Source organism: Pseudomonas sp. FP198, assembly GCF_030687895.1.
Lineage (GTDB): Bacteria > Pseudomonadota > Gammaproteobacteria > Pseudomonadales > Pseudomonadaceae > Aquipseudomonas.
On record NZ_CP117452.1, the window covers coordinates 2692464 to 2712801 of the forward strand.

At 63.4% G+C, this 20338-nt stretch carries 18 protein-coding genes and 1 pseudogene; 11 read left to right on the plus strand and 8 right to left on the minus strand.

Annotated features, from left to right (window positions below; all coding sequences use genetic code 11):
* Positions 1 to 82 precede the first annotated feature (82 nt).
* The 6 genes from PSH78_RS12400 to PSH78_RS12425 form a co-directional block, all read right to left on the minus strand.
* Entirely contained in the window at positions 83 to 748 is a 666-nt protein-coding gene (locus PSH78_RS12400; protein ID WP_305500841.1) for a response regulator transcription factor, read from the minus strand.
* 53 nt (positions 749 to 801) lie between these two features.
* A complete protein-coding gene (locus PSH78_RS12405) occupies positions 802 to 1335 on the minus strand; it encodes a PQQ-dependent catabolism-associated CXXCW motif protein (protein ID WP_305500843.1) in 534 nt (177 codons plus the stop codon).
* Between the two features lie 235 nt (positions 1336 to 1570).
* Positions 1571 to 2362: an ABC transporter permease gene (locus PSH78_RS12410; protein WP_305500845.1), complete on the minus strand. Its 792-nt coding sequence runs from the start codon at positions 2360 to 2362 to the stop codon at positions 1571 to 1573.
* Positions 2359 to 3090: an ABC transporter ATP-binding protein gene (locus tag PSH78_RS12415; RefSeq protein ID WP_305500846.1), complete on the minus strand. Its 732-nt coding sequence runs from the start codon at positions 3088 to 3090 to the stop codon at positions 2359 to 2361. The genes PSH78_RS12410 and PSH78_RS12415 overlap by 4 nt, the downstream gene beginning before the upstream one ends.
* Positions 3087 to 4061, minus strand: a complete 975-nt coding sequence (locus PSH78_RS12420) for a YVTN family beta-propeller repeat protein (protein ID WP_305500848.1) — start codon at positions 4059 to 4061, stop codon at positions 3087 to 3089. Before PSH78_RS12420 ends, PSH78_RS12415 begins: the two co-directional genes overlap by 4 nt.
* A 26-nt stretch (positions 4062 to 4087) precedes the next feature.
* On the minus strand, positions 4088 to 5254 hold the full coding sequence (locus tag PSH78_RS12425; RefSeq protein ID WP_305500849.1) for an ABC transporter substrate-binding protein: 1167 nt from the start codon (positions 5252 to 5254) through the stop codon (positions 4088 to 4090).
* A gap of 362 nt (positions 5255 to 5616) precedes the next feature.
* On the opposite strand from PSH78_RS12425, the gene PSH78_RS12430 reads away from it, so the two are divergent.
* Both PSH78_RS12430 and PSH78_RS12435 read left to right on the plus strand, forming a co-directional pair.
* The gene (locus PSH78_RS12430) at positions 5617 to 6873 is read left to right on the plus strand and encodes a sensor histidine kinase (protein ID WP_305500852.1); all 1257 of its coding nucleotides are present in this window, start codon (positions 5617 to 5619) and stop codon (positions 6871 to 6873) included.
* Complete coding sequence (locus PSH78_RS12435) at positions 6870 to 7508, plus strand: response regulator transcription factor (protein WP_305500853.1); 639 nt, start codon at positions 6870 to 6872, stop codon at positions 7506 to 7508. The genes PSH78_RS12430 and PSH78_RS12435 overlap by 4 nt, the downstream gene beginning before the upstream one ends.
* Before the next feature lie 16 nt (positions 7509 to 7524).
* Here PSH78_RS12435 and PSH78_RS12440 read toward each other — a convergent pair whose 3' ends face one another.
* Both PSH78_RS12440 and exaA read right to left on the minus strand, forming a co-directional pair.
* Positions 7525 to 8163 carry a pentapeptide repeat-containing protein gene (locus PSH78_RS12440; protein ID WP_305500854.1) on the minus strand — a complete coding sequence of 213 codons (639 nt, stop codon included), beginning with the start codon at positions 8161 to 8163 and terminating at the stop codon, positions 7525 to 7527.
* Positions 8164 to 8309: 146 nt separating this feature from the next.
* Positions 8310 to 10166, minus strand: a complete 1857-nt coding sequence (exaA, locus tag PSH78_RS12445; protein ID WP_305500855.1) for a quinoprotein ethanol dehydrogenase — start codon at positions 10164 to 10166, stop codon at positions 8310 to 8312.
* 251 nt (positions 10167 to 10417) lie between these two features.
* Here exaA and pedF point away from each other — a divergent pair, with 251 nt between their 5' ends.
* The 9 genes and pseudogenes from pedF to PSH78_RS12490 all read left to right on the plus strand — a co-directional run bounded on the left by pedF (position 10418) and on the right by PSH78_RS12490 (position 20322).
* The gene (pedF, locus tag PSH78_RS12450) at positions 10418 to 10879 is read left to right on the plus strand and encodes a cytochrome c-550 PedF (protein WP_305500856.1); all 462 of its coding nucleotides are present in this window, start codon (positions 10418 to 10420) and stop codon (positions 10877 to 10879) included.
* Between the two features lie 5 nt (positions 10880 to 10884).
* Positions 10885 to 11760 (plus strand): ABC transporter substrate-binding protein, encoded by an 876-nt coding sequence (locus PSH78_RS12455; RefSeq protein WP_305500857.1) that lies wholly within the window; start codon positions 10885 to 10887, stop codon positions 11758 to 11760.
* A gap of 10 nt (positions 11761 to 11770) precedes the next feature.
* The gene (locus PSH78_RS12460) at positions 11771 to 12526 is read left to right on the plus strand and encodes a quinoprotein dehydrogenase-associated SoxYZ-like carrier (protein WP_305500859.1); all 756 of its coding nucleotides are present in this window, start codon (positions 11771 to 11773) and stop codon (positions 12524 to 12526) included.
* Between the two features lie 16 nt (positions 12527 to 12542).
* On the plus strand, positions 12543 to 13478 hold the full coding sequence (locus tag PSH78_RS12465; RefSeq protein WP_305500860.1) for a quinoprotein relay system zinc metallohydrolase 1: 936 nt from the start codon (positions 12543 to 12545) through the stop codon (positions 13476 to 13478).
* A gap of 274 nt (positions 13479 to 13752) precedes the next feature.
* A pseudogene (locus tag PSH78_RS12470) lies at positions 13753 to 15529 on the plus strand (PQQ-dependent methanol/ethanol family dehydrogenase).
* 280 nt (positions 15530 to 15809) lie between these two features.
* On the plus strand, positions 15810 to 17330 hold the full coding sequence (locus tag PSH78_RS12475; protein ID WP_305500861.1) for an aldehyde dehydrogenase family protein: 1521 nt from the start codon (positions 15810 to 15812) through the stop codon (positions 17328 to 17330).
* Between the two features lie 279 nt (positions 17331 to 17609).
* Positions 17610 to 17681 (plus strand): pyrroloquinoline quinone precursor peptide PqqA, encoded by a 72-nt coding sequence (pqqA, locus tag PSH78_RS12480; RefSeq protein ID WP_003243383.1) that lies wholly within the window; start codon positions 17610 to 17612, stop codon positions 17679 to 17681.
* Positions 17682 to 17810: 129 nt separating this feature from the next.
* Positions 17811 to 18968: an alcohol dehydrogenase-like regulatory protein ErcA gene (ercA, locus tag PSH78_RS12485; protein WP_305501237.1), complete on the plus strand. Its 1158-nt coding sequence runs from the start codon at positions 17811 to 17813 to the stop codon at positions 18966 to 18968.
* Positions 18952 to 20322 carry a hybrid sensor histidine kinase/response regulator gene (locus tag PSH78_RS12490; protein ID WP_305500863.1) on the plus strand — a complete coding sequence of 457 codons (1371 nt, stop codon included), beginning with the start codon at positions 18952 to 18954 and terminating at the stop codon, positions 20320 to 20322. The genes ercA and PSH78_RS12490 overlap by 17 nt, the downstream gene beginning before the upstream one ends.
* Positions 20323 to 20338: the final 16 nt, after the last annotated feature.

Sequence of the window (20338 nt, forward strand, 5' to 3'; positions counted from 1 at the left end):
TCATGGGGTCGCTTCGCGACCCAGCGGGGATAAATCCCCTCGCCACAGTTGATCTCCTTTCGCCATGAAGTGCGGATAGCAGTTACCGCCGCAGATAAGCCCCGAAATCAATATCCCCCGCGCTGAGAATCGCCTGCACCCGGTTATGCACGTTGAGCTTGCGCAGGATCGCCGAGACGTGGGCCTTGACCGTGGTTTCGGCGATGTCCAGCGTGTAGGCGATCTGCTTGTTCGACTCGCCTTTGGTCATGCGTTCGAGCACCAGCAATTGCTTGCGGGTCAGGGCCTGGAGCAGTTCGGGCGGGAACGCCGGGGTCTCGTTCAGGCGCCGGCCGGTCGGGCTCTTCTGGGTGCGGATGATGTCTGGCGGCAGGTACACGTTGCCGTTGAGGATCTGCTCGATGGCGTCGGTCATCTGCGCGCGCGGCGACGACTTGGTGATGAAACCCACCGCGCCATAGGTGATGGCCTGCAGGACGATCTGCTTGTCCTGCTCGGCGGACACGATCACCACCGGGATGGTCGGCGCCTCGTTGCGCAAGTTGATCAGGCCATTGAGGCCGTGCATGCCGGGCATATTCAGGTCGAGCAGGATCAGGTCGAGGTCATCGTGTTCGCGGGTCAGCGCCAGGGCGCTGTCCAGGTCAGCGGTTTCCATCACCTCGCTCCCGGCAAAACCATCGCTGATGACGTTGTGGATGGCTTCGCGAAACAGTGGGTGATCGTCGGCTATCAGGATTTTATACATGGCCATTCACCTCGTTATTGTCGTGTTGGGGCAGTTGCACGGCTCACGGCCATTCAGCGCAAGGGTTCAGGTCGGGCCGCTTGCAGGGGCAGGTTGGCCGCCTCCCAGGCATCCAGGCCGTCGCGGTACCAATACAGATGTTTATAGCCCAAGGCGGCGGCGCGTTTTACCGCGTTCCAGCTCAACCAGCAATCGGAGCGGCAGTAAAAGACCAGCGGTTGATCGGCCTGGCCGGCGGTGGCTTTGCGCAGGTAAAACGTGAAGTAGTCCTGCCAGGTCGCGTCCAGTTCGCCGTCGCCGGTGTTGGCCAGCCACAAGCTGCCGGGCAGGTTGGCATGGGGTTCGGTGTCGATGAACCGGCCCTGGACCCAGGGCCGGCGGTAGACGTCGATCAGCACGGGCGCGGGCGTTTGCCTGAGCAGGCGCTGCAAGGCTTCGGTGTCGACGGTTTGCGCGCCGTCTGCGGAAGCGGGCGTCGGGCTGCGGTATTGAGTGATGCGAAAGCCCTGCGGGGAAAACAGCGCAGTGTCGGCCTGCGCGACATTCAGCGACAGGCCCAGCAAGACGATCGCGAGCAAACGGGGCATAGGTTTTATCCTTCTTGTTATGCGCCCATTACATGTCACGGTCGAGGTCTTGTGAATGCGACCATAGACAGGAAAACCGCTACTAAAGTAGTAATTTGCACATTATGGACGTACACACCAATCCATTGTGGGAGCGAGCCTGCTCGCGAAAGCGGCGGTCCAGTCGCCATTGATGTGTCTGATCCACCGCCTTCGCGAGCAGGCTCGCTCCCACAGGGATATTTGCCAGGTAGCTTTAATTCGCCTTGCGCAACGCCGCATGCTGCGGATTGAACGTCCACACCGCCAGCAAGGCAAACACCAGGCTCAGAGCCACGCACACCGACATCGCCAGCAGGTTGAATTGCCCATACAGGGCGAAGCGCACCAGCTCCACGCCGTGGGTGAACGGGTTCACCGCGCACAGCCAGTACAACCACGGACTGGCCTCGAGCATTTTCCACAGCGGGTACAGCGCCGAAGACAGGAAAAACATCGGGAAGATGACGAAGTTCATCACCCCGGCGAAGTTCTCCAGCTGGCGGATCGCATTGGACAGCAACAGGCCGAGGGCACTGAGCATCAAGGCCACCAACAGCAACGCCGGAAGCGCCAGCAACAGGCCCGTGGCGGGAGGCTGGACGCCATACAGCCAGGCGATGGCGAGAAAGGCATAGACCTGCAACAGCGAGATCAGCGAAGTCGCGAGCAACTTGCTCGCCAACAGGAAGGCCCGGGGCAGGGGGCTGGTGAGCAGTACGCGCATGCTGCCCATTTCCCGGTCATAGACCATCGACAGTGAGCCCTGCATGCCGTTGAACAACAGGATCATGCAGGCCAGCCCCGGCACGATGTACACCTCATAAGGAATGTAGGTGTCGTAGGGCGCGATGATCGCAATGCCCAGGGCGGCCCTGAAGCCCGCGGCGAACACCAGCAGCCACAACAGCGGCCGCACCAGGGCGCTGAGCAACCGCGTGCGCTGCAACACGAAACGCAGCCATTCGCGCGTCACGATGCCGCTGAAACATTGCCAATACGCATTCATACGACCACTCCCGAGGCGGTCAATCGATGGAAGGCCGAGCCGAGGCTGCCGCCATGTTCCAGGCTCACCTTTTCGGCGCGACCGCTGGCGACCAGCCGTCCCTGATGCACGATCAGCAAGTCGTCAAAGGGCTGCACTTCGTCCAGCAGGTGCGTGGTCCAGAGCACGCTGATGCCCTGTTCGCGGCACAGTTGGCGGATATGCTCTCCAAGGGCCTGACGGCTGGCCGGATCGAGGCCGGCACTCGGCTCATCGAGCAATAACAGGCGCGGCTCATGCAGCAGCGCGCGGGCAATTTCCACCCGGCGCCGATGCCCGCCGTTGAGGTCGCGCACCCGCTCGTGACGCCGTTCGGTCAGATGCTGGCGAGCCAGTTCGAGCTCAATCCGGACGTCGGCCTGGCGCCGGGCAATGCCGTGCAGCGCGAGGTGATAACGCAGGTTCTGTTCGACGCTCAGGTCCAGGTCCAGGGTGCTTTGCTGGAACACCACGCCCAACTGGCGCAAGGCCTGTCGCGGCGCGCCCTGCAACGAGTGGCCGCCGACCCGGATCTCGCCGCGTTGCACGTCGTACAGCCGCGTCAGCAAGGCAATCAGCGTCGACTTGCCGGCACCGTTGGGCCCGAGCAGCGCGGCGAAGCGCCCGGCGGGCAGGCTGAAACCGATCTGGCGCAGGGCTTCGCGCGCGCCGTAGGCGAAGCTCAGGTCGCTGACCTCCAAGACGTTCATGGCGTCACCACCACGCCCCACGGATAACGTCCGACTTTTACCGACTTGAGCACCTTGCGGCTCCGCACGTCGATCACCGAGACATCGCCGCTGACGCCATTGGTTGCCAGCAGTTGCTGCTGGTCCGGGGTGAATGCCAACTGCCAGACCCGTCGACCCACCAGCAGGTAATCCAGCACTTCGAAGGTTTGCGCGTCGATTACCGCGACATGGTTGGCCGGGCCCAGGGCGACGAACGCCAGCTTGCCGTCGGCGCTGAGCTTGATGCCGACCGGTTGGACCTTGTCCGGGTGCACGCCCTTGATCTGGAAAGTCAGGGTCTTGAGTACCTGGCGGGTGGCGACGTCGAGAATGCTCAAGGTGCCGCCGATCTCGGCCGAGGCCCAGAGCTGCGTACCGTCGCGGTTGAATTCGACGAAGCGCGGCCGCTGGTCCACCAGGGTGTTGTCGGCCAATGTCTGGGTGCTGGTGTCGATCCAGTGCAGCATATTGGTGGTCTCGCTGGTGTTGACCGCCCACTTGCCATCGGGACTGACGGCCATGCCTTCGGGCTCGACGCCCACGGCGATCTGGCCGAGTACTTCGGAGGTTTCGGTGTCGATCACCGTGACCAGGGCATCGTCTTCGTTGGAGACATAGAGCCAACGATCGTTGGGGTGCAGGGCGAACTGTTCGGGGTCCTTGCCGGAGGGCAACTCCTTGATGATCTTGCGGGTGGCAATGTCCATCACCTGGACGCGGTCCGAATCGCTGGCGCAGATGTACAGCAGGCGATTGTCATGGGACAGCAGCAAGCCCCGAGGGCGCTGGCCCACCGGCAGGGTGTCGACGACTTCCAGGCTCTGCATATCGATCAGGCTCAGGCTGTTGTCTTTCTCGTTGGAGACCCAGGCGATGGCGGCGACGGCAGGGCCCGCCGCGATCAACGCAGCGCCGAAGGCGAGAATCTGGTGAAGCAGAGAGCGGCGCATGGCGTTTTCCTTGTTGTTGTTATTGATCAGGGGTAGCGGCAGCCGACTTCGGGCCGGTCGTAGCCCAGGCTGTCCATTTCGTTGCTGGGGTGCAGGAACCCGTCCTGGGGCGAGGTACTGACCAGAGCGCGCGGCTGGACCAGCGCAATCGGTTGGCGCAATTGGCCGTTCCAGGGGCGATAGCTGAGCTTGCGGCCTTTGAAACCGTCGAGCGGCAGTTGGTCGCCGAGGGCCAGTTGGCGGATGGCGAACGGCTCATCCTGACGCAGCTTGCTGATTGCGGCGGCAATGCTGCGCACGGCAATCCAGGCAGCGAAGTCGCGGTCGTTCATCCAGCGCCCGGCCATGGCTTCGAAGCGTTTTTGCAGTTGCGCCGCGCCGTAGGTCTCGACGGTCTTGTGCCAGCCGGTCGGGGTCAGTCCCTGGGTGCCGGCCACGGGGCGCGGGTACCACGTCTGGTAGGGCACGTACTCGCCAAAATCGCCGCGCTCGTCGGCCACCAGCACCACGTCGTATTCGGCGGTCTGGGTGAACAGCGGCATGTCGGCCTGGGCACTGCGGCGCTGGTCGTTGTCGAACTGCCAGGGTTTCTCGGCGACGATCTTCATGCCGAAACGCTTCATGGCCCGGCGCAGTGCGGCGGCGTAGGCCTGGTCTGCGGGTGTCTGGCCGACGATCAGCAAGGCGCGTTGCCATTTACGCACAACGCTGAATTGGATCAGCGCATCGGCGAGTGTCGCCCGATCAGGCAGGGTGTGCAGCACGTTGCCCAGGCAGTCGCGGGTGCGCAGGCTGTCGTCGGGGCTACCGGCGTTGAACAGCAAGCTGTCGGGCAGGGCGGCGCTGAGCTGGCGCAGGCTGGCAGCGGGTGCATTCACCACGAACAGCCGCAGGCCCTGTTGATGCTGGGCGCGGGCTGCCTGGAGCAGCGCTTCGGGGCTGTCTACGCTGGCGCTTTCGAGGCGGTAGTCGTGCTGGAGAAAACGTCCGGTGCTGTTGCTGTCGACAATCGCCAGTTCGGCGCCGCGCAGCCCGGCATCGGTGGGTTCGGCAATCACATTGGACAGCAGCGGGCCGGGATCGGGGCGATAACCCAGGTAGCCGATGCGCACTTGCAACGCCACGGCATCGCCGGCCTGAGCGGTGGTCATAGCCAGCAGATAAACCAGGGCAAAACGTGCGAGCCGGCGCATGACATCCTCCATTGCAGGTAGCGCCAGCATAGGAAGGCCAGGGTTGCGGGGAAATATGCAGAAAGTACCGCCGGGGCAGTACCAAGGTAGTAGCTCGGCGCGGGCGTCGGGGTTTTAGGATGGCGATATCGTCATTCATCAGGGAGCGAACGGATCGTGCGGATACTCAAGACGCTGCTGTTGCCGTTGTTGCTGATCCTGAGCCTGATCGGGGTTGATCGACACAAGACTATCCCTGTGGGAGCGAGCTTGCTCGCGATAGCGGTGGTTCAGCCGACCTTGATGTTGGATGTGCCGCCGTCATCGCGAGCAAGCTCGCTCCCACAGGGCGGCGGTATAGACCAGGGATCGGGGCGCTAGTCATGTCCGCCCTGTGGCGAATCAACCTCTGGGTCACGGTGTTCTTTGCCCTGGTCGCCGTGGCCTGCGCAACGCTGCTGTTGCACCAGGCCACCGCCGATGTGCAGCGCGAACTGCAATCGGCCGAGTCGGTGGTGCATTACCTGCGCGAAACCGCCGAGCGAGACCCGACCAGCCTTCAATCGCGGCTCACCGGCAGCCTGCGTCACGTGCGGGTGCATTGGCTGGCGCCTGGGGAGAGTGCCCCGGCGAAGGATCCCGGGTTGCAGGCCTGGCTGGGTCGCCAACTGTTGGCCGACGGCCCGGCTGCGCAGATGGCGGTCCTGCAGGATGGACGTCGGGCCTGGATCGCTGTCGATCCACGGGATGAAATCGACGAGATCCTCGATTCCCTGGCGCAACTGTTCGGCGTCTGCCTGATGGCACTCCTCGTCAGTTTGCTGGTGATTCGCTGGGCGGTGCGCCGGGGCGTGCGTTTGCTGGATGAATTGCTCCACGCAATGCGCCAGGTATCCGCCGGGGACTTGCAGGTCAGTCTGCGCACCGCAGGCGTTTCGGAAGCCCAGCAGTTGGCGGAGCACTTCAATCGGATGACCGCCGCCCTGGCCCAGACCCGCGCGGACAACGCCCGGCTGACTCAGGCACTGCTGGCCGTGCAGGAGCAGGAGCGCACGCGCCTGGCGCAGACGCTGCACGATGACCTTGGCCAATATGTGGCCGGTATTCGCGCACGGGCCTGTCTGCTGCGCCTGGTTATCCATCAGCCGCCAGCCCTGGAGCAGACGGCACACGAACTGGAAGAACACTGTGATCACCTGCAAAGAGGCTTTCGCGCGTTGGTGCACGACTTGTATCCGGTGGTGTTGCAGCACCTGCCGTTGGGCGAGGCCATCGGGCTGCTCGCGAGGCAGTGGCAGGACCGACACGGAATCGCCTGTCAGTTGCGAGTCGATGGAGCGTCGCCGTCGATATCCGCGTCTGGCAAGGCCCACCTCTATCGCCTGTTGCAGGAAGCACTGACCAACATCGCCCGGCACGCCAACGCCAGTCAGGTACGGATTCGCTTGCAGCACCGCAGCGGCCGCCTGCGCCTGCTGGTGCGCGACAACGGACGTGGCGCGCGGCAACCGGCCCGGGCGGGTGTAGGCCTGCATTCGATGGCCGAACGGGCCCGCAGCCTTGGTGGTGAGCTGCGCATCATCAGCCAGCCCGGCGCCGGGTGGGCGCTGGCCTTGAACATCCCCTTGGAGACTTCATGAACATCTTGTTGGTGGACGATCACGCTGTGGTTCGGCAAGGTTACGCCAGCCTGTTGCGAGCGTTGATGCCGGAGCTGCTGGTGCGCGAAGCGGCCTCGGGCGAAGAAGCGTTGAGCCAGGTGCAGGAACAGCTGCCGAACCTGGTGATCATGGACTTCGGCCTGCCGGGCATCAGCGGCCTGGAAACTACCCGCCGCCTGCGGCAACGCTTGCCGCAACTGCGGGTGCTGTTTTTCAGCATGCACGACGAGCTGCCGTTGGTGCGCCAGGCGCTGGACGCCGGCGCGTCCGGCTACCTGACCAAGAATTCGGCACCGCAAGTATTAGTGGAGGCGGTGCGCCGGGTGCTGGCCGGCCATGCCTATATCGAGCAGGCGCTGGCGACCCAACTGGCCTGCGCCAGCACCCGGCACGATGCGGACCCGCGCCTGCAATCGATGACCCAGCGCGAACTGGAGATCTTCGTCATGCTCGCCAGGGGCACCCCGGCGCGGACCATCGCCGAACAGCTGTGCATCAGCGCCAAGACCGTGTCCAACCATCTGACGCTGCTCAAGAGCAAGCTGCAGGTCAGCTCCCATGCCGAACTGGTCCACCTGGGAATCGATATGGGCGTGGTCCGGGTGGCTGGGTGAAAAGCTGCCACGGTGCTCAGTGATCCCAACTTGTAGGGCAACCGATGCAACCCTGCATATTCGCATCCTGGAAATTCCCGTAGTGCTGGCGCGAGCCACTCAGGTTGGCCTGTTCCAGGTTGCTTTCAGCGAGCTTGACCTCTTGCAGGTTGGCATCGCGCAGGTCGGCGCCCTTGAGGTCGGCCTTGCTCAGCCAGGCCATCTCCAGGTCAGCGGCTTGCAGGTTGGCCTCGTGCAAGCGAGCCCCGGACAAACGGGCGAATTGAAGGTAGGCACCGCTGAGGTCGGCCCGCTGCAACTGTGCGCCCTGGGCGAACAGCCCCCAGCCCTGGATTGCCTTGAGCGTGGCGCCGCTGAAATCCGCCAGGCGCAGGTTGCTCTGTTGCAGGCTGGCACGGTTCAGGTTGGCGCCCTGGAGCTGCGCCTTTTCAAGGTTGGCCAGGTCCAGCCGCGCATGACGTAGGTCGGCATCGCGCAAGTCGGCGCCAGCGAGGTTCATCTTGCGCAGGTCCTGGTTCGCCAGGTTGACGCCCCGCAGGTTGGCGCCGGGGCATTGACTGGATTCGGCGATGAGGCAGCCGTTGATGGTCAGGGGGGTGTCGTCGGCGTTGGCTCCGGTGGCAAGGAGCAGAAGCAGCAAGGGCAGTGATTTCATGGCCTACACTCGGGCAAGTGTGGGAGCGAGCTTGCTCGCGATAGCGCAGTGTCAGTCAACATAAATATCGACTGAGCGACCGCCATCGCGAGCAAGCTCGCTCCCACAGGGGTTGTGGTGGGGGCAGGGCTTAGGTTGGGTCAGGGTTATTTCTGCGCCGTCGCCTTATCCCAACTCGGAATCTTGAACACCCAGAACGACCCGCCCTGGGCCACCGGTTTGGTCAGCTCGGCCATGTCGCCGCCCCACAACGGCACGGCGCCGCCATAACCGACGGTCACGCCGATGTACTGCTCGCCGTCCTGTTCCCAGGTGATGGGCGGGGAGACGATGCCGCTGCCGGTCTGGAACTTCCACAGCTCCTTGCCGGATCTGGCATCGAAGGCCTTGAAGAAACCGTCACCGGTGCCGGTGAACACCAGGTTGCCCTTGGTCGCGAGCACACCGGCCCACAACGGCAGCGGCTCCTTGTGCTCCCATACCACCTTGCCGGTGGTGGGGTTCATCGCCCGCAAACTGCCGACGTGATCGTCATACATGCGCTTGATGCGAAAACCCATGCCCAGGTAGGCCGAGCCTTTTTTGTAGCTGACCTCCTCGGTCCAGTACTCCTCCTTCCACTGGTTGCCTGGCACATAGAACAGCCCGGTGTCCTGGCTGTACGCCATGGGGTTCCAGTTTTTCCCACCCAGGAACGGCGGAGAAACCTCCACCGGTTTACCCTTGGTTTCGCCTGGCAACGGCTTGGCCGGACGCTGGCCGGGGTTTTCCACGGGGCGGCCGGTCTTCAGGTCGATGTGGCTGGCCCAGGTGATGTTGTCGACGAAGGGGAAAGCGTTCTGGAGCTTGCCGTTGTTGCGGTCCACCACGTAGAAAAAGCCGTTGCGGTCGGCATGGGCGGTGGCTTTCACCTGTTTGCCGTCCTTGTCCTTGTAGTCGAACAGCACCAGCTCGTTGTTGCCGGAGAAATCCCAGGCATCGTTGGGCGTGTGCTGGTAGAACCACTTTACTTCGCCAGTGCTTGGATCGACTCCCACCTGGCCCGAAGTGTAGAGACTGTCGTAGTCATGCGGGTTGCCGTCCTTGGCCGTGCGCGCCCAGGTGTTCCAGGGACCGGGGTTGCCCGCGCCGACGATGATGGTGTTGGTCTCGGGGTCGAAACTGGCGCTCTGCCAAGGCGCGCCGCCACCGTGGCTCCAGGCCTCGACCTTGCCGGTCTCGGTGGTTTTGTCGTCAGGCCAGGAGGGCGCCTTGACGTCGCCGGTCGGCGTGCTGTCCTTGCCGTTGAGACGGCCCATGTGGCCTTCGACAAACGGCCGCATCCAGACTTCTTCACCGGTGTCCGGGTCGCGGGCGAACAGTTGCCCGACGACACCGAACTCGTCGCCGGAGCTGCCGTGGATCAGCAGGACCTTGCCGCTGGTCTTGTCCTTGATCAGCACCGGGGCGCCGGTCATGGTGTAGCCGCCGGCGTGGTCGCCGAACTTCTTGTTCCAGACTACCTTGCCGGTGTTCTTGTCCAGGGCGACCACTCGTGCGTCCAGGGTCCCGAAGTAGATCTTGTCGCCATAAATGGCCGCGCCACGGTTCACCACATCGCAGCACGGCCGGATGTTGTCCGGCAGGCGGTGGTTGTAGGTCCACAGGCGCTTGCCCGTCCTGGCGTCGAGGGCGAATACCCGAGAGTAGGAGCCGGTGACGTACACCACGCCGTCGCTGACGATCGCCTGGGATTCCTGGCCGCGCTGTTTTTCGTCACCGAACGAGTAGGACCAGGCCGGGGTGAGCTTGAACACGTTCTTGTCGTTGACCTGGGCCAGCGGACTCCAGCGTTGGGCATTGGTGCCCATGCCGTACTGCAGCACATCCTGGGTGGTCAGGTGGTCGTTGGCGATGTCTTCCCAGGTGACGGCGGCGTGCGCCTGCGGCCCCAGGGACAGGCCGCCGGCGAGCAGCAAGGCAGCGCTCAGGGAGGAGAGGGCAGGTAGCGTTTTTATTGTCATGGTGGGATTTCCCAGTGAGGTTTTGGCCTGACTAGGGTCGGTCTCGCAAGCGTTGTCCGATACGGAAAAAGTCCCGCCTTGGCCGGGAAGACTTCCCAAGGCGCCTGTCTTTGCGACTTGCGTCGGATGGCCCGCTACCAAGGAACTAGACCCCGGCCACCAAAGCAGCATTCGGCCGGCGGCGGGCGCTTCCTAAGATGACGGCACGGCCTCTGCGAGGAGGTCTTGCGTGCAATTTCGAGGGCATAACAATGACAACAAAACGCAACGCCATCATCGCTACCGCATTGCTGATAGGGCTGACTGGCGCAGGCTCGGCATGGGCCCATGGCAACGTAGTGCCCCAGGCAGTGGAAACCCAAGGGCTGACGCCGATCAAGGACACCAACCTGCCATTGGATGCCGACGGCTGGGCGGCACAGAACCCGTATCGCAATTCTCCCGAACGCGAAAAAGCCGTGGAGATCGGCGCCTCGGCCTATAACCAGAACTGCGCGGCCTGTCATGGCCTGGAGGCCAAGTCCGGCGGTATCGCCCCGGACTTGCGCATGCTCGACGCCGCCGAGGCTGGCGATGAATGGTTTGTCGAACGCGTGCGCCATGGCGCGGTACGCGATGGCCGGGTGTATATGCCGAAAATGGCCGACTACCTGAGCCAGGAAGCCTTGTGGGCGGTGCGTACCTACCTGGACAGCGTGCACGTCGAGGAGTAATTGCCATGCGCCTGTTCGCGTGGGTGATGTGCAGCCTGCTGCTGTGTGGCCAGGCGGTGCAGGCGCAGGTGCGCAGCTATGACCAGATGATTGCCACCGGTGAATTGAAGGTCGCGGTCTACAAGGATTTCGCTCCCTATAGCTTTGAAGACCAGGGCCAGCCGCGGGGTGTTGACGTCGAGCTGGCACAGGCCCTGGCCAACGCCCTGGGGGTACGGCTGAAATTGCTCTGGGCACCGCCCGGCGAAAAGCTCGACGACGACTTGCGCGACTACATCTGGCGCAGCAGTCCGCTGCACGATCGGCAACTGGCCGATCTGATGATGCGAGTGCCTTATGACCATGACTATGTGCAAAGGCGCAACGACGTTGGCGAGCTGGAGAACGCCCAGGTCGTGATGTTCGGTCCGTATCAGCAGGAATGCTGGCAAGTGGCGTACGACCGGCGTCGACTGGACTCGGTGGGCAGCGTTGCGGTGTTCCAGCAACACCCCATTGGCGTTGAAGTCGACAGCGTGCCGTCGTTCTACCTGACGTCTGTGTTCAACGGCATGCTCAGTGCCAAGACCCGCCATTACCCCAGCGTTGCCAAGGCCTTCGGGGCCATGCAGGCCGGGGAGGTCGATGCCGTCATGGCGATGCGCGGGGAAATCGACTGGCAGGTGCACCGGGTGGCTGATCCGCAATTGGCCCTGGCAGAGAACGCCTATCCGAACATGGGCAAGCAGCGCTGGGAAATCGGCATGGCCGTGCACGAAAGCAATCGGCAACTGGCCTATGCGGTGGAGGAAGCCTTGGAAGCCTTGATCCGCGACGGCAGCCTCAAGGCTGTGTATGCCCGCTATGGCCTGCGCTACGAAGTGCCGGAAATGTATCAATAGGAGCGCAGCGATGAACTGGCGAGCGTGGGGCCTGCTGTGGTGTTGCCTGCCGTTGATGGCGAGCGCGATCGAGCCGGGAAAGGACCCGGTGCCTTCGGTGATGTGGGCTTTCTATCACAAGCAACTGCTGGCGGACGCGCCGTTTGTGTTCGACCAGCGAGTCCGGCTGCTGGCGCCACCGTTTGCCGAAGACGCGCGCCAGGTGCCGCTGGAAATCGATGCCCGCGCCTTTGCCGGCGACGTCGTGCGTATATTGGCCTGGGCCGAACTGAACCCGCTGCCGAAAATTGTCGACTTCCAGCCCTCGGAACGGGTGCTGCCTTGGCTGTCGATCCGTATTCGCATCGAGCAAGCCACGCCATTGCGTGCGGCGGTGCAGACCCGCGACGGACTGTGGCACGTCGGTTCGACGCTGATCGACGCGGCGGGTGGCGGCTGCACCGCGCCCAGCGTCGTGCGCACCCAACCGGGTTGGGAGGAGCACTTGGGCGAAGTGCTGGGCGGTCGCTACCCGCGGGGCGATTCGAGTCGCCTGCGTCTGCAGGTTGCCCACCCCATGGACAACGGCCTGGTCAGCGGCATCCCGGAGTTTTTCATCAACCAGGCCCGGCTGCTGGATGCCGACGGCAAGCTGTTGGCGCGCCTGGAGCTGTTTCCGGCGGTCAGCGAAAACCCCTCCCTGGGCTTCGACATCCAGGGCCCGGGACAGACCCGCCTGTTGCTGCGCGACAACAGCGGCAACGAGTTCGACGCAGCCATTCCCTGACCACAAGGAGCACGCCATGCGCTGGTTGATGCTGATCTGTCTTGGGCTGTGCCTGCCGGCCTGGTCCGCCACCGAGTATTCGCTCAAGCCACGGCAGATCGCCGAGGGCACGTGGCTGCTGGAAGGCAGCACGGATAATTTCGCCAAGGCCAACGGCGGCAATATCGTCAATACCGCATTCATCGTCACCGAGGCCGGCGTGGTGGTCATCGACACCGGACCGTCGAAGCGCTACGGCGAGGCTCTGCGCCAGGCCATCGCCGCGACGACTGACAAGCCGGTGATCCAGGCGCTGCTGACCCATCATCACCCGGACCATGTGTTGGGCAACCAGGCCTTCAGCGATGTGCCCATCGGGGCGCTGCCCGGCACCAGCGATCTGCTGCGACAACAGGGCGACGCAATGGCGGAAAACATGTACCGGCTGGTGGGCGACTGGATGCGTGGCACCGAAGTGGTACTGCCGACGCAGGCGTTGAGCCCCGGCACGCTGCAGGTGGGTGAGCATTCGTTGCGCTTGCTGGCGCTGGCCGGGCATACCGGGGCGGATCTGGCGATCCTTGATGAAACCACGGGCGTGCTGTTCGCCGGCGACCTGGTGTTTTATGAGCGAGCGCTGACCACGCCGAACAGCCCTGGCCTGGAGATATGGCTCAAGGATCTGGACACCTTGCAGGGCCTGCCATGGAAGCAGGTCGTGCCAGGTCATGGTCCGCTGGCGGCCGATGCTCGGCCATTCGCGCAGATGCGCGACTACCTCGGCTGGCTCGACCAACTGATGCGCGACGGCGCGGCCCGGGGCGACGACATGGCCGAGATGATCCGCAGCCCCATCCCCGAGCGCTTCGCCGCGATCAGCCTGAGCCGTTATGAGCTGATTCGCAGTGTCAGCCATCTTTACCCGCGTTATGAGCGGGCGGGGATGAGGCGGGTGGACACAAAGCCCCAGTAACTGCGGCGGTGAGAGGCTTCTGTGGTGAGGGGATTTATCCCCGCTGGGGCGCGAAGCGGCCCCCTGGATCTGTCTGGCATATGGAGTTTTAGGTCTTGGGGCCGCTTCGCAGCCCAGCGGGGATAAATCCCCTCGCCACAGGGGTGGCGGCCTGTACCAAGGAACTAGAAAACTCAACACTGCGGGCAATTGTTGGCGACGGCCCCGAGCCCAAGAATCTGTGGCAGACCGGGAAAATTTCCCGGGTATAACAATAACCGCAGAGGTAGCCGTCATGACTCATCCCGCACGTCGCCAATCCTTCGCCGTGAGCCTGCTGCTCAGTGCCATGCTGCTGTCCGGCTCGGCCTTGGCCGCCGTGACCGACCAGGAAATTCTCCAGGACCCGAAAAATCCGCAGCAAGTCGTGACCAACGGCCTGGGGGTGCAGGGCCAACGCTATAGCCCGCTCGACACCCTCAACGTGAATAACGTCAAGGATCTGCGGCCGGTCTGGGCGTTTTCCTTCGGCGGCGAAAAGCAGCGCGGCCAGCAGGCCCAGCCGATGATCAAGGACGGGGTGATGTACCTCACCGGGCTCCTATTCGCGGGTGTTCGCGGTGGACGCACGCACCGGCAAGAAACTCTGGCAATACGATGCGCGCCTGCCCGATGACATACGCCCCTGCTGCGACGTGATCAACCGTGGCGTAGCGCTGTATGGCGACCTGGTGTTCTTCGGCACCCTGGACGCGAAGCTGGTGGCCTTGAACAAGGACACCGGCAAGGTGGTGTGGAGCAAAAAAGTCGCTGATCACAAGGAAGGTTATTCCATCAGCGCCGCGCCCATGGTCGTCAATGGCAAGCTCATCACCGGCGTGGCGGGCGGCGAGTTCGGCGTGGTTGGGCAGATCAGCGCTTTCGACCCGAAAAACGGCGAACTGCTCTGGACGCGGCCGACCGTGGAAGGCCACATGGGCTACGTCTACAAGGACGGCAAGGCTGTGGAGAATGGTATCTCCGGCGGCGAGGCCGGCAAGACCTGGCCCGGCGATCTGTGGAAAACCGGCGGGGCGGCGCCTTGGCTGGGCGGTTACTACGATCCGGAAACCAATCTCCTATTGTTCGGTACCGGCAACCCGGCACCGTGGAACTCCCACCTGCGCCCTGGCGACAACCTCTATTCCTCGTCGCGCCTGGCGCTGAACCCGGACGACGGCACCATCAAGTGGCACTTCCAGAGCACGCCACACGACGGTTGGGACTACGACGGCGTCAATGAGTTGATCTCGTTCAACTACAAGGACGGTGGCAAGGACATCAAGGCGGCGGCGACGGCCGACCGTAACGGTTTCTTCTACGTGCTCGACCGCACCAATGGCAAGTTCATCCGTGGTTTCCCATTCGTCGACAAGATCACCTGGGCCTCCGGCCTGGACAAGGACGGGCGCCCGATCTACGTAGACACCAGCCGCCCGGGCGCACCGGGCAGCGAAGCCAAGGGCAGTTCGGTGTTTGTTGCCCCGGCATTCCTCGGCGCGAAAAACTGGATGCCGATGGCCTATAACCAGGACACCGGTCTGTTCTACGTGCCGTCCAACGAGTGGGGCATGGACATCTGGAACGAGGGCATCGCCTACAAGAAAGGCGCGGCGTTCCTCGGCGCCGGGTTCACCATCAAGCCACTGAACGAGGATTACATCGGCGTGCTGCGGGCCATCGACCCGAAGACCGGCAAGGAAGTCTGGCGCCACAAGAACTTCGCGCCGCTGTGGGGCGGGGTGCTGACCACCAAGGGCAACCTGGTATTCACCGGTACGCCTGAAGGTTTCCTGCAAGCCTTCAACGCGAAGACCGGGGAAAAAGTCTGGGAGTTCCAGACCGGTTCCGGCGTGCTCGGCTCGCCGATTACCTGGGAGATGGACGGCGAGCAGTACGTCTCGGTGGTCTCCGGCTGGGGCGGCGCGGTACCGCTGTGGGGCGGCGAAGTGGCCAAGCGCGTGAAGGACTTCAACCAGGGCGGCATGCTCTGGACGTTCAAGTTGCCGAAAGAGCTGGTGGCCAAGCGCTGAGTTGTCATTGAGTAAAGTGCTGCCTTTGTGGCGAGGGGATTTATCCCCGCTGGGCTGCGAAGCGGCCCCAAAACTTCTGCGAGTGCTGCGCACTCGAGCGGGGATAAATCCCCTCGCCACAAGAGCAGCGCTCGTTCCCGTTCTTTCGGAAAGTCCACAAACCTACGACCAAATAACGAGAGCGCCCCCTGCCAATGACGCATTCGTCCATCGCGCGGGGCTCTCTACCATCGGCCTATCGCCTGTCCCGCGACAGGCATCGACCAGGCAGAGGCCCATCATGATCTACGCACAACCCGGAACCCCAGGCGCCGTCGTTTCCTTCAAGCCGCGCTATGGCAATTTCATCGGCGGTGAATTCGTTCCGCCGGTCCACGCTGAGTACTTCACCAACACGTCGCCGGTCAACGGCGAAGTCATCGGCGAGTTTCCGCGCTCCAGCGCCGCCGACATCGACAAGGCCCTGGACGCCGCCCATGCCGCTGCCGACGCCTGGGGCAAAACCTCGGTCCAGGATCGCTCCCTGGTGCTGTTGAAAATCGCCGACCGTATCGAGCAGAACCTGGAGCTCCTCGCCGTGAGCGAGACCTGGGACAACGGCAAGGCCGTGCGCGAAACCCTCAATGCCGACGTACCGCTCTCGGCTGACCATTTCCGTTATTTCGCCGGCTGCATCCGCGCCCAGGAGGGTGGGGCCGCCGAAATCAACGAATTGACCACGGCCTACCATTTCCATGAACCGCTGGGCGTGATCGGGCAGATCATCCCGTGGAACTTCCCGTTGTTGATGGCCGCCTGGAAACTCGCCCCGGCCCTGGCCGCCGGCAACTGCATCGTGCTCAAGCCGGCGGAGCAGACGCCGCTGTCGATCACCGTGTTCGCCGAACTGATCGCCGACCTGCTGCCAGCCGGCGTCCTGAACATCGTCCACGGCTTCGGCCGCGAAGCCGGTGAAGCCCTGGCTACCAGCAAGCGCATCGCCAAGATCGCCTTTACCGGCTCGACACCGGTCGGCTCGCACATCATGAAATGCGCCGCCGAAAACATCATCCCGTCCACCGTGGAACTGGGCGGCAAGTCGCCGAACATCTTCTTCGAAGACATCATGCAGGCCGAGCCGGCGTTCATCGAGAAAGCCGCCGAAGGCCTGGTGCTGGCGTTCTTCAACCAGGGTGAAGTCTGCACCTGCCCATCCCGGGCGCTGGTGCAAGAGTCGATCTACGACGAATTCATGCAAGTGGTGCTGAAGAAGATCCAGCAGATCAAGCGCGGTAACCCGCTGGACACCGAGACCATGGTCGGCGCCCAGGCGTCCGAGCAGCAGTACGACAAGATTCTTTCGTACCTGGACATTGCCCGGGAAGAGGGCGCCGAATTGCTCACCGGTGGCGCGGCGGAACGCCTTGAAGGCGACTTGTCGAGCGGCTATTACATCCAGCCGACCCTGCTCAAGGGCCACAACAGGATGCGCGTGTTCCAGGAAGAAATCTTCGGGCCGGTGGTGGGCGTGACCACCTTCAAGGACGAAGCCGAAGCCCTGGCGATCGCCAACGACACCGAGTTCGGCCTCGGCGCCGGCCTCTGGACCCGCGACATCAACCGCGCCTACCGCATGGGCCGGGCAATCAAGGCCGGGCGCGTCTGGACCAACTGCTACCACCTGTACCCGGCGCATGCCGCGTTTGGCGGCTACAAGAAGTCCGGCGTCGGGCGTGAGACGCACAAGATGATGCTCGACCATTATCAGCAGACCAAGAACCTGCTGGTGAGCTATGACGTCAATCCGTTGGGGTTCTTCTGATCCTCGCCGCGTCCATTGACTGAGCCCTGTGGCGAGGGAGCTTGCTCCCGCTGGGCCGCGGAAGCGGCCCCATTCTTCAAGGCAATGCATTGACTGTGTAGCGGCTATTTTTGGGGCTGCTGCGCAGCCCAGCGGGAGCAAGCTCCCTCGCCACGGTAATCGCTATTGCTAATACCAACGCACCCCGTGCACTCCTTCGAAAGTAGCATTCGGCCCCAGGCCGCCCCCGTGCATTAATGAACCTGCCGGAATCGCCCGGTACAAGAAGAGGAAAGACCCATGTGGACTAAACCCGCGTACACCGACCTGCGTATCGGCTTTGAAGTGACGATGTACTTCGCCAACCGATGAGTGCCGGCCCGGCCTGACACGTTCGGGCCGGGCTACCCATTGGTCGGATTGCATTCACGGCGCGATGCTTTAGGCTCAAGGTATCCCACGACAATAACAACAGGCTTACCGATGAGCCCCCCTGAAAAAATGAGCCTCAGCCCGCTGCGCAAGTTCGTTTCTCCTGAAATCATGTTCGGTGCCGGCTGCCGGCACAATGTCGGCAACTACGCCAAGACCTTCGGTGCCCGCAAGGTGCTGGTGGTCACTGACCCCGGGGTTATCGCCGCCGGTTGGGTCGGTGATGTCGAAGCCAGCCTGCAAGCCCTGGGCATCGATTACTGCATCTACAGCGACGTTTCGCCCAACCCACGGGTCGAGGAAGTCATGCTCGGCGCCGAGACGTACCGTGAAAACCACTGCGACGTGATCGTCGCGGTCGGTGGTGGCAGCCCGATGGACTGTGGCAAGGCGATCGGCATCGTCGTCGCCCACGGTCGCAGCATCCTCGAATTCGAAGGCGTCGACACCCTGCAGGTACCCAGCCCGCCGCTGATCCTTATCCCGACCACGGCCGGCACCTCGGCCGATGTATCGCAGTTCGTGATCATCTCGAACCAGCAGGAGCGCATGAAGTTTTCCATCGTCAGCAAGGCGGCGGTGCCGGATGTGTCGTTGATCGACCCGGAGACGACCCTGAGCATGGACCCGTTCCTCTCGGCCTGTACCGGTATCGACGCGCTGGTGCATGCCATCGAGGCGTTCGTCTCCACCGGCCACGGGCCGTTGACCGATCCTCACGCGCTGGAGGCGATGCGCCTGATCAACACCCATCTGGTGCAGATGATCGCCAACCCGGCCGACGTCGCCTTGCGCGAGAAGATCATGCTCGGCAGCATGCAGGCCGGGCTGGCGTTTTCCAACGCGATCCTCGGCGCGGTGCATGCCATGTCCCACAGTCTCGGTGGCTTCCTCGACCTGCCCCATGGCTTGTGCAACGCGGTGCTGGTGGAGCATGTGGTGGCGTTCAACTACAACTCGGCGCCGGAGCGTTTCAAGGTGATTGCCGAAACCCTGGGCATCGATTGTCGCGGGCTCAACCATCGACAGATCCGCACGCGGCTGGTGGAACACCTGATTGCCCTCAAGCACACCATCGGTTTCCACGAAACCCTCGGCTTGCATGGGGTGAGTACCTCGGATATCCCGTTCCTGTCGCAACACGCCATGCATGACCCGTGCATCCTTACCAATCCACGGGAGTCGAGCCAGCGGGATGTCGAGGTTGTCTATGGCGAAGCCCTCTGACGAACAGCAAAAGGCCCTCGCCGGGCTGCTGGGACTGGGCAATCATTCGACGCGCAAGAGCCATTACCCGGAGCTGGCGGCGCGTCTCGCCGAACTGGAACAGGCCCGCCAGCATCTGCAGCAACTCAACGACCAACTGGAGCAACGGGTGGCGGAGCGCACCGATGCGTTGCTGGAGGCCAACCACAACCTGCAACAGCAGATCGCCCAGCGCGAGTTGGTCGAGCAACAGCTGCGCGATGCCCGGGACGCCGCCCAGGCCGCCAATCGCAGCAAGGACAAATACCTGGCCGCCGCCAGCCACGATCTGCTGCAACCGCTCAACGCCGCGCGGTTGCTGATTGCTACATTGCGTGAACGTCAGATGCCTGCCGCCGAGCATTTGCTGGTGGAACGCACGCACCAGGCGCTCGAAGGTGCTGAGGACCTGCTTACCGACCTGCTGGATATTTCCCGGCTCGACCAGGCCGCCGTCAAATCCGACCCGGCGCCGTATCGGCTGGATGAGCTGCTCGCGCCGCTGGTGTCGGAGTTCCAATCGGTGGCCGGCGCCGCGGGCCTGGAATTGCGCGTGCGATTCGTCGATGAGGCGGTGCTGACCGACCTGCGCTTGATGACCCGCATCCTGCGCAATCTGCTCAGCAACGCCTGTCGCTACACCGACCAGGGTGGCATCCTCCTGGCGGCGCGGCGCCGGGGAGGGCGCTTGAGCCTGGAGGTCTGGGACACGGGCAGGGGCATTGCCGCCGATTGCCTGGAATCGATTTTCCTCGAGTTCAACCAACTGGACGTCGGCCGTGCGGCGGACCGCAAGGGCGTCGGCCTGGGGCTGGCGATCGTCGAGCGTATCGCTCATATCCTCGGCTACCGGGTGCGGGTGCGTTCGCGACCCGGACGCGGCTCGGTGTTCAGCATCGACGTGCCATTGTCTGCCGAAAAGCCACTGCCCCTGACTCAGGCGCCTGCGCAGGCTGTCGCCGGGAACCCGTTGCCCGGGCGCCGGTTACTGGTCATCGACAATGAGCTGAGCATTTTGCAGAGCATGGCGGCACTGCTCGGGCAGTGGGGGTGCGAAGTGCTGACCGCCACCGACGAAGCGGGCGCCTTCGAGGTGCTGCAAGGCCGCGCACCGGAGCTGATCCTGGCGGATTTTCACCTCGACCATGGGGTGGTCGGCTGCGAGGTGGTGAAGCACCTACGCGAACATTTCCAGCAAACGATCCCCGCTGTGATCATCACCGCCGACCGCAGCGACCAGTGCCGCCGTGCCTTGCGCAAGCTGAATGCGCCGCTGCTCAACAAACCGGTCAAGCCGGGCAAGTTGCGGGCGGTGTTGAGCCAGTTGTTGGGGTAGTCAGCCTTCAATTAAA

What these genes read in the sequence shown, in the direction of transcription:
- PSH78_RS12400 (WP_305500841.1), bottom strand. Translation starts at nt 748, where the DNA reads ATGTATAAAATCCTGATAGCCGACGATCACCCACTGTTTCGCGAAGCC.
- PSH78_RS12405 (WP_305500843.1), bottom strand. Translation starts at nt 1,335, where the DNA reads ATGCCCCGTTTGCTCGCGATCGTCTTGCTGGGCCTGTCGCTGAATGTC.
- PSH78_RS12410 (WP_305500845.1), bottom strand. Translation starts at nt 2,362, where the DNA reads ATGAATGCGTATTGGCAATGTTTCAGCGGCATCGTGACGCGCGAATGG.
- PSH78_RS12415 (WP_305500846.1), bottom strand. Translation starts at nt 3,090, where the DNA reads ATGAACGTCTTGGAGGTCAGCGACCTGAGCTTCGCCTACGGCGCGCGC.
- PSH78_RS12420 (WP_305500848.1), bottom strand. Translation starts at nt 4,061, where the DNA reads ATGCGCCGCTCTCTGCTTCACCAGATTCTCGCCTTCGGCGCTGCGTTG.
- PSH78_RS12425 (WP_305500849.1), bottom strand. Translation starts at nt 5,254, where the DNA reads ATGCGCCGGCTCGCACGTTTTGCCCTGGTTTATCTGCTGGCTATGACC.
- PSH78_RS12430 (WP_305500852.1), top strand. Translation starts at nt 5,617, where the DNA reads ATGTCCGCCCTGTGGCGAATCAACCTCTGGGTCACGGTGTTCTTTGCC.
- PSH78_RS12435 (WP_305500853.1), top strand. Translation starts at nt 6,870, where the DNA reads ATGAACATCTTGTTGGTGGACGATCACGCTGTGGTTCGGCAAGGTTAC.
- PSH78_RS12440 (WP_305500854.1), bottom strand. Translation starts at nt 8,163, where the DNA reads ATGAAATCACTGCCCTTGCTGCTTCTGCTCCTTGCCACCGGAGCCAAC.
- exaA (WP_305500855.1), bottom strand. Translation starts at nt 10,166, where the DNA reads ATGACAATAAAAACGCTACCTGCCCTCTCCTCCCTGAGCGCTGCCTTG.
- pedF (WP_305500856.1), top strand. Translation starts at nt 10,418, where the DNA reads ATGACAACAAAACGCAACGCCATCATCGCTACCGCATTGCTGATAGGG.
- PSH78_RS12455 (WP_305500857.1), top strand. Translation starts at nt 10,885, where the DNA reads ATGCGCCTGTTCGCGTGGGTGATGTGCAGCCTGCTGCTGTGTGGCCAG.
- PSH78_RS12460 (WP_305500859.1), top strand. Translation starts at nt 11,771, where the DNA reads ATGAACTGGCGAGCGTGGGGCCTGCTGTGGTGTTGCCTGCCGTTGATG.
- PSH78_RS12465 (WP_305500860.1), top strand. Translation starts at nt 12,543, where the DNA reads ATGCGCTGGTTGATGCTGATCTGTCTTGGGCTGTGCCTGCCGGCCTGG.
- PSH78_RS12475 (WP_305500861.1), top strand. Translation starts at nt 15,810, where the DNA reads ATGATCTACGCACAACCCGGAACCCCAGGCGCCGTCGTTTCCTTCAAG.
- ercA (WP_305501237.1), top strand. Translation starts at nt 17,811, where the DNA reads ATGAGCCTCAGCCCGCTGCGCAAGTTCGTTTCTCCTGAAATCATGTTC.
- PSH78_RS12490 (WP_305500863.1), top strand. Translation starts at nt 18,952, where the DNA reads ATGGCGAAGCCCTCTGACGAACAGCAAAAGGCCCTCGCCGGGCTGCTG.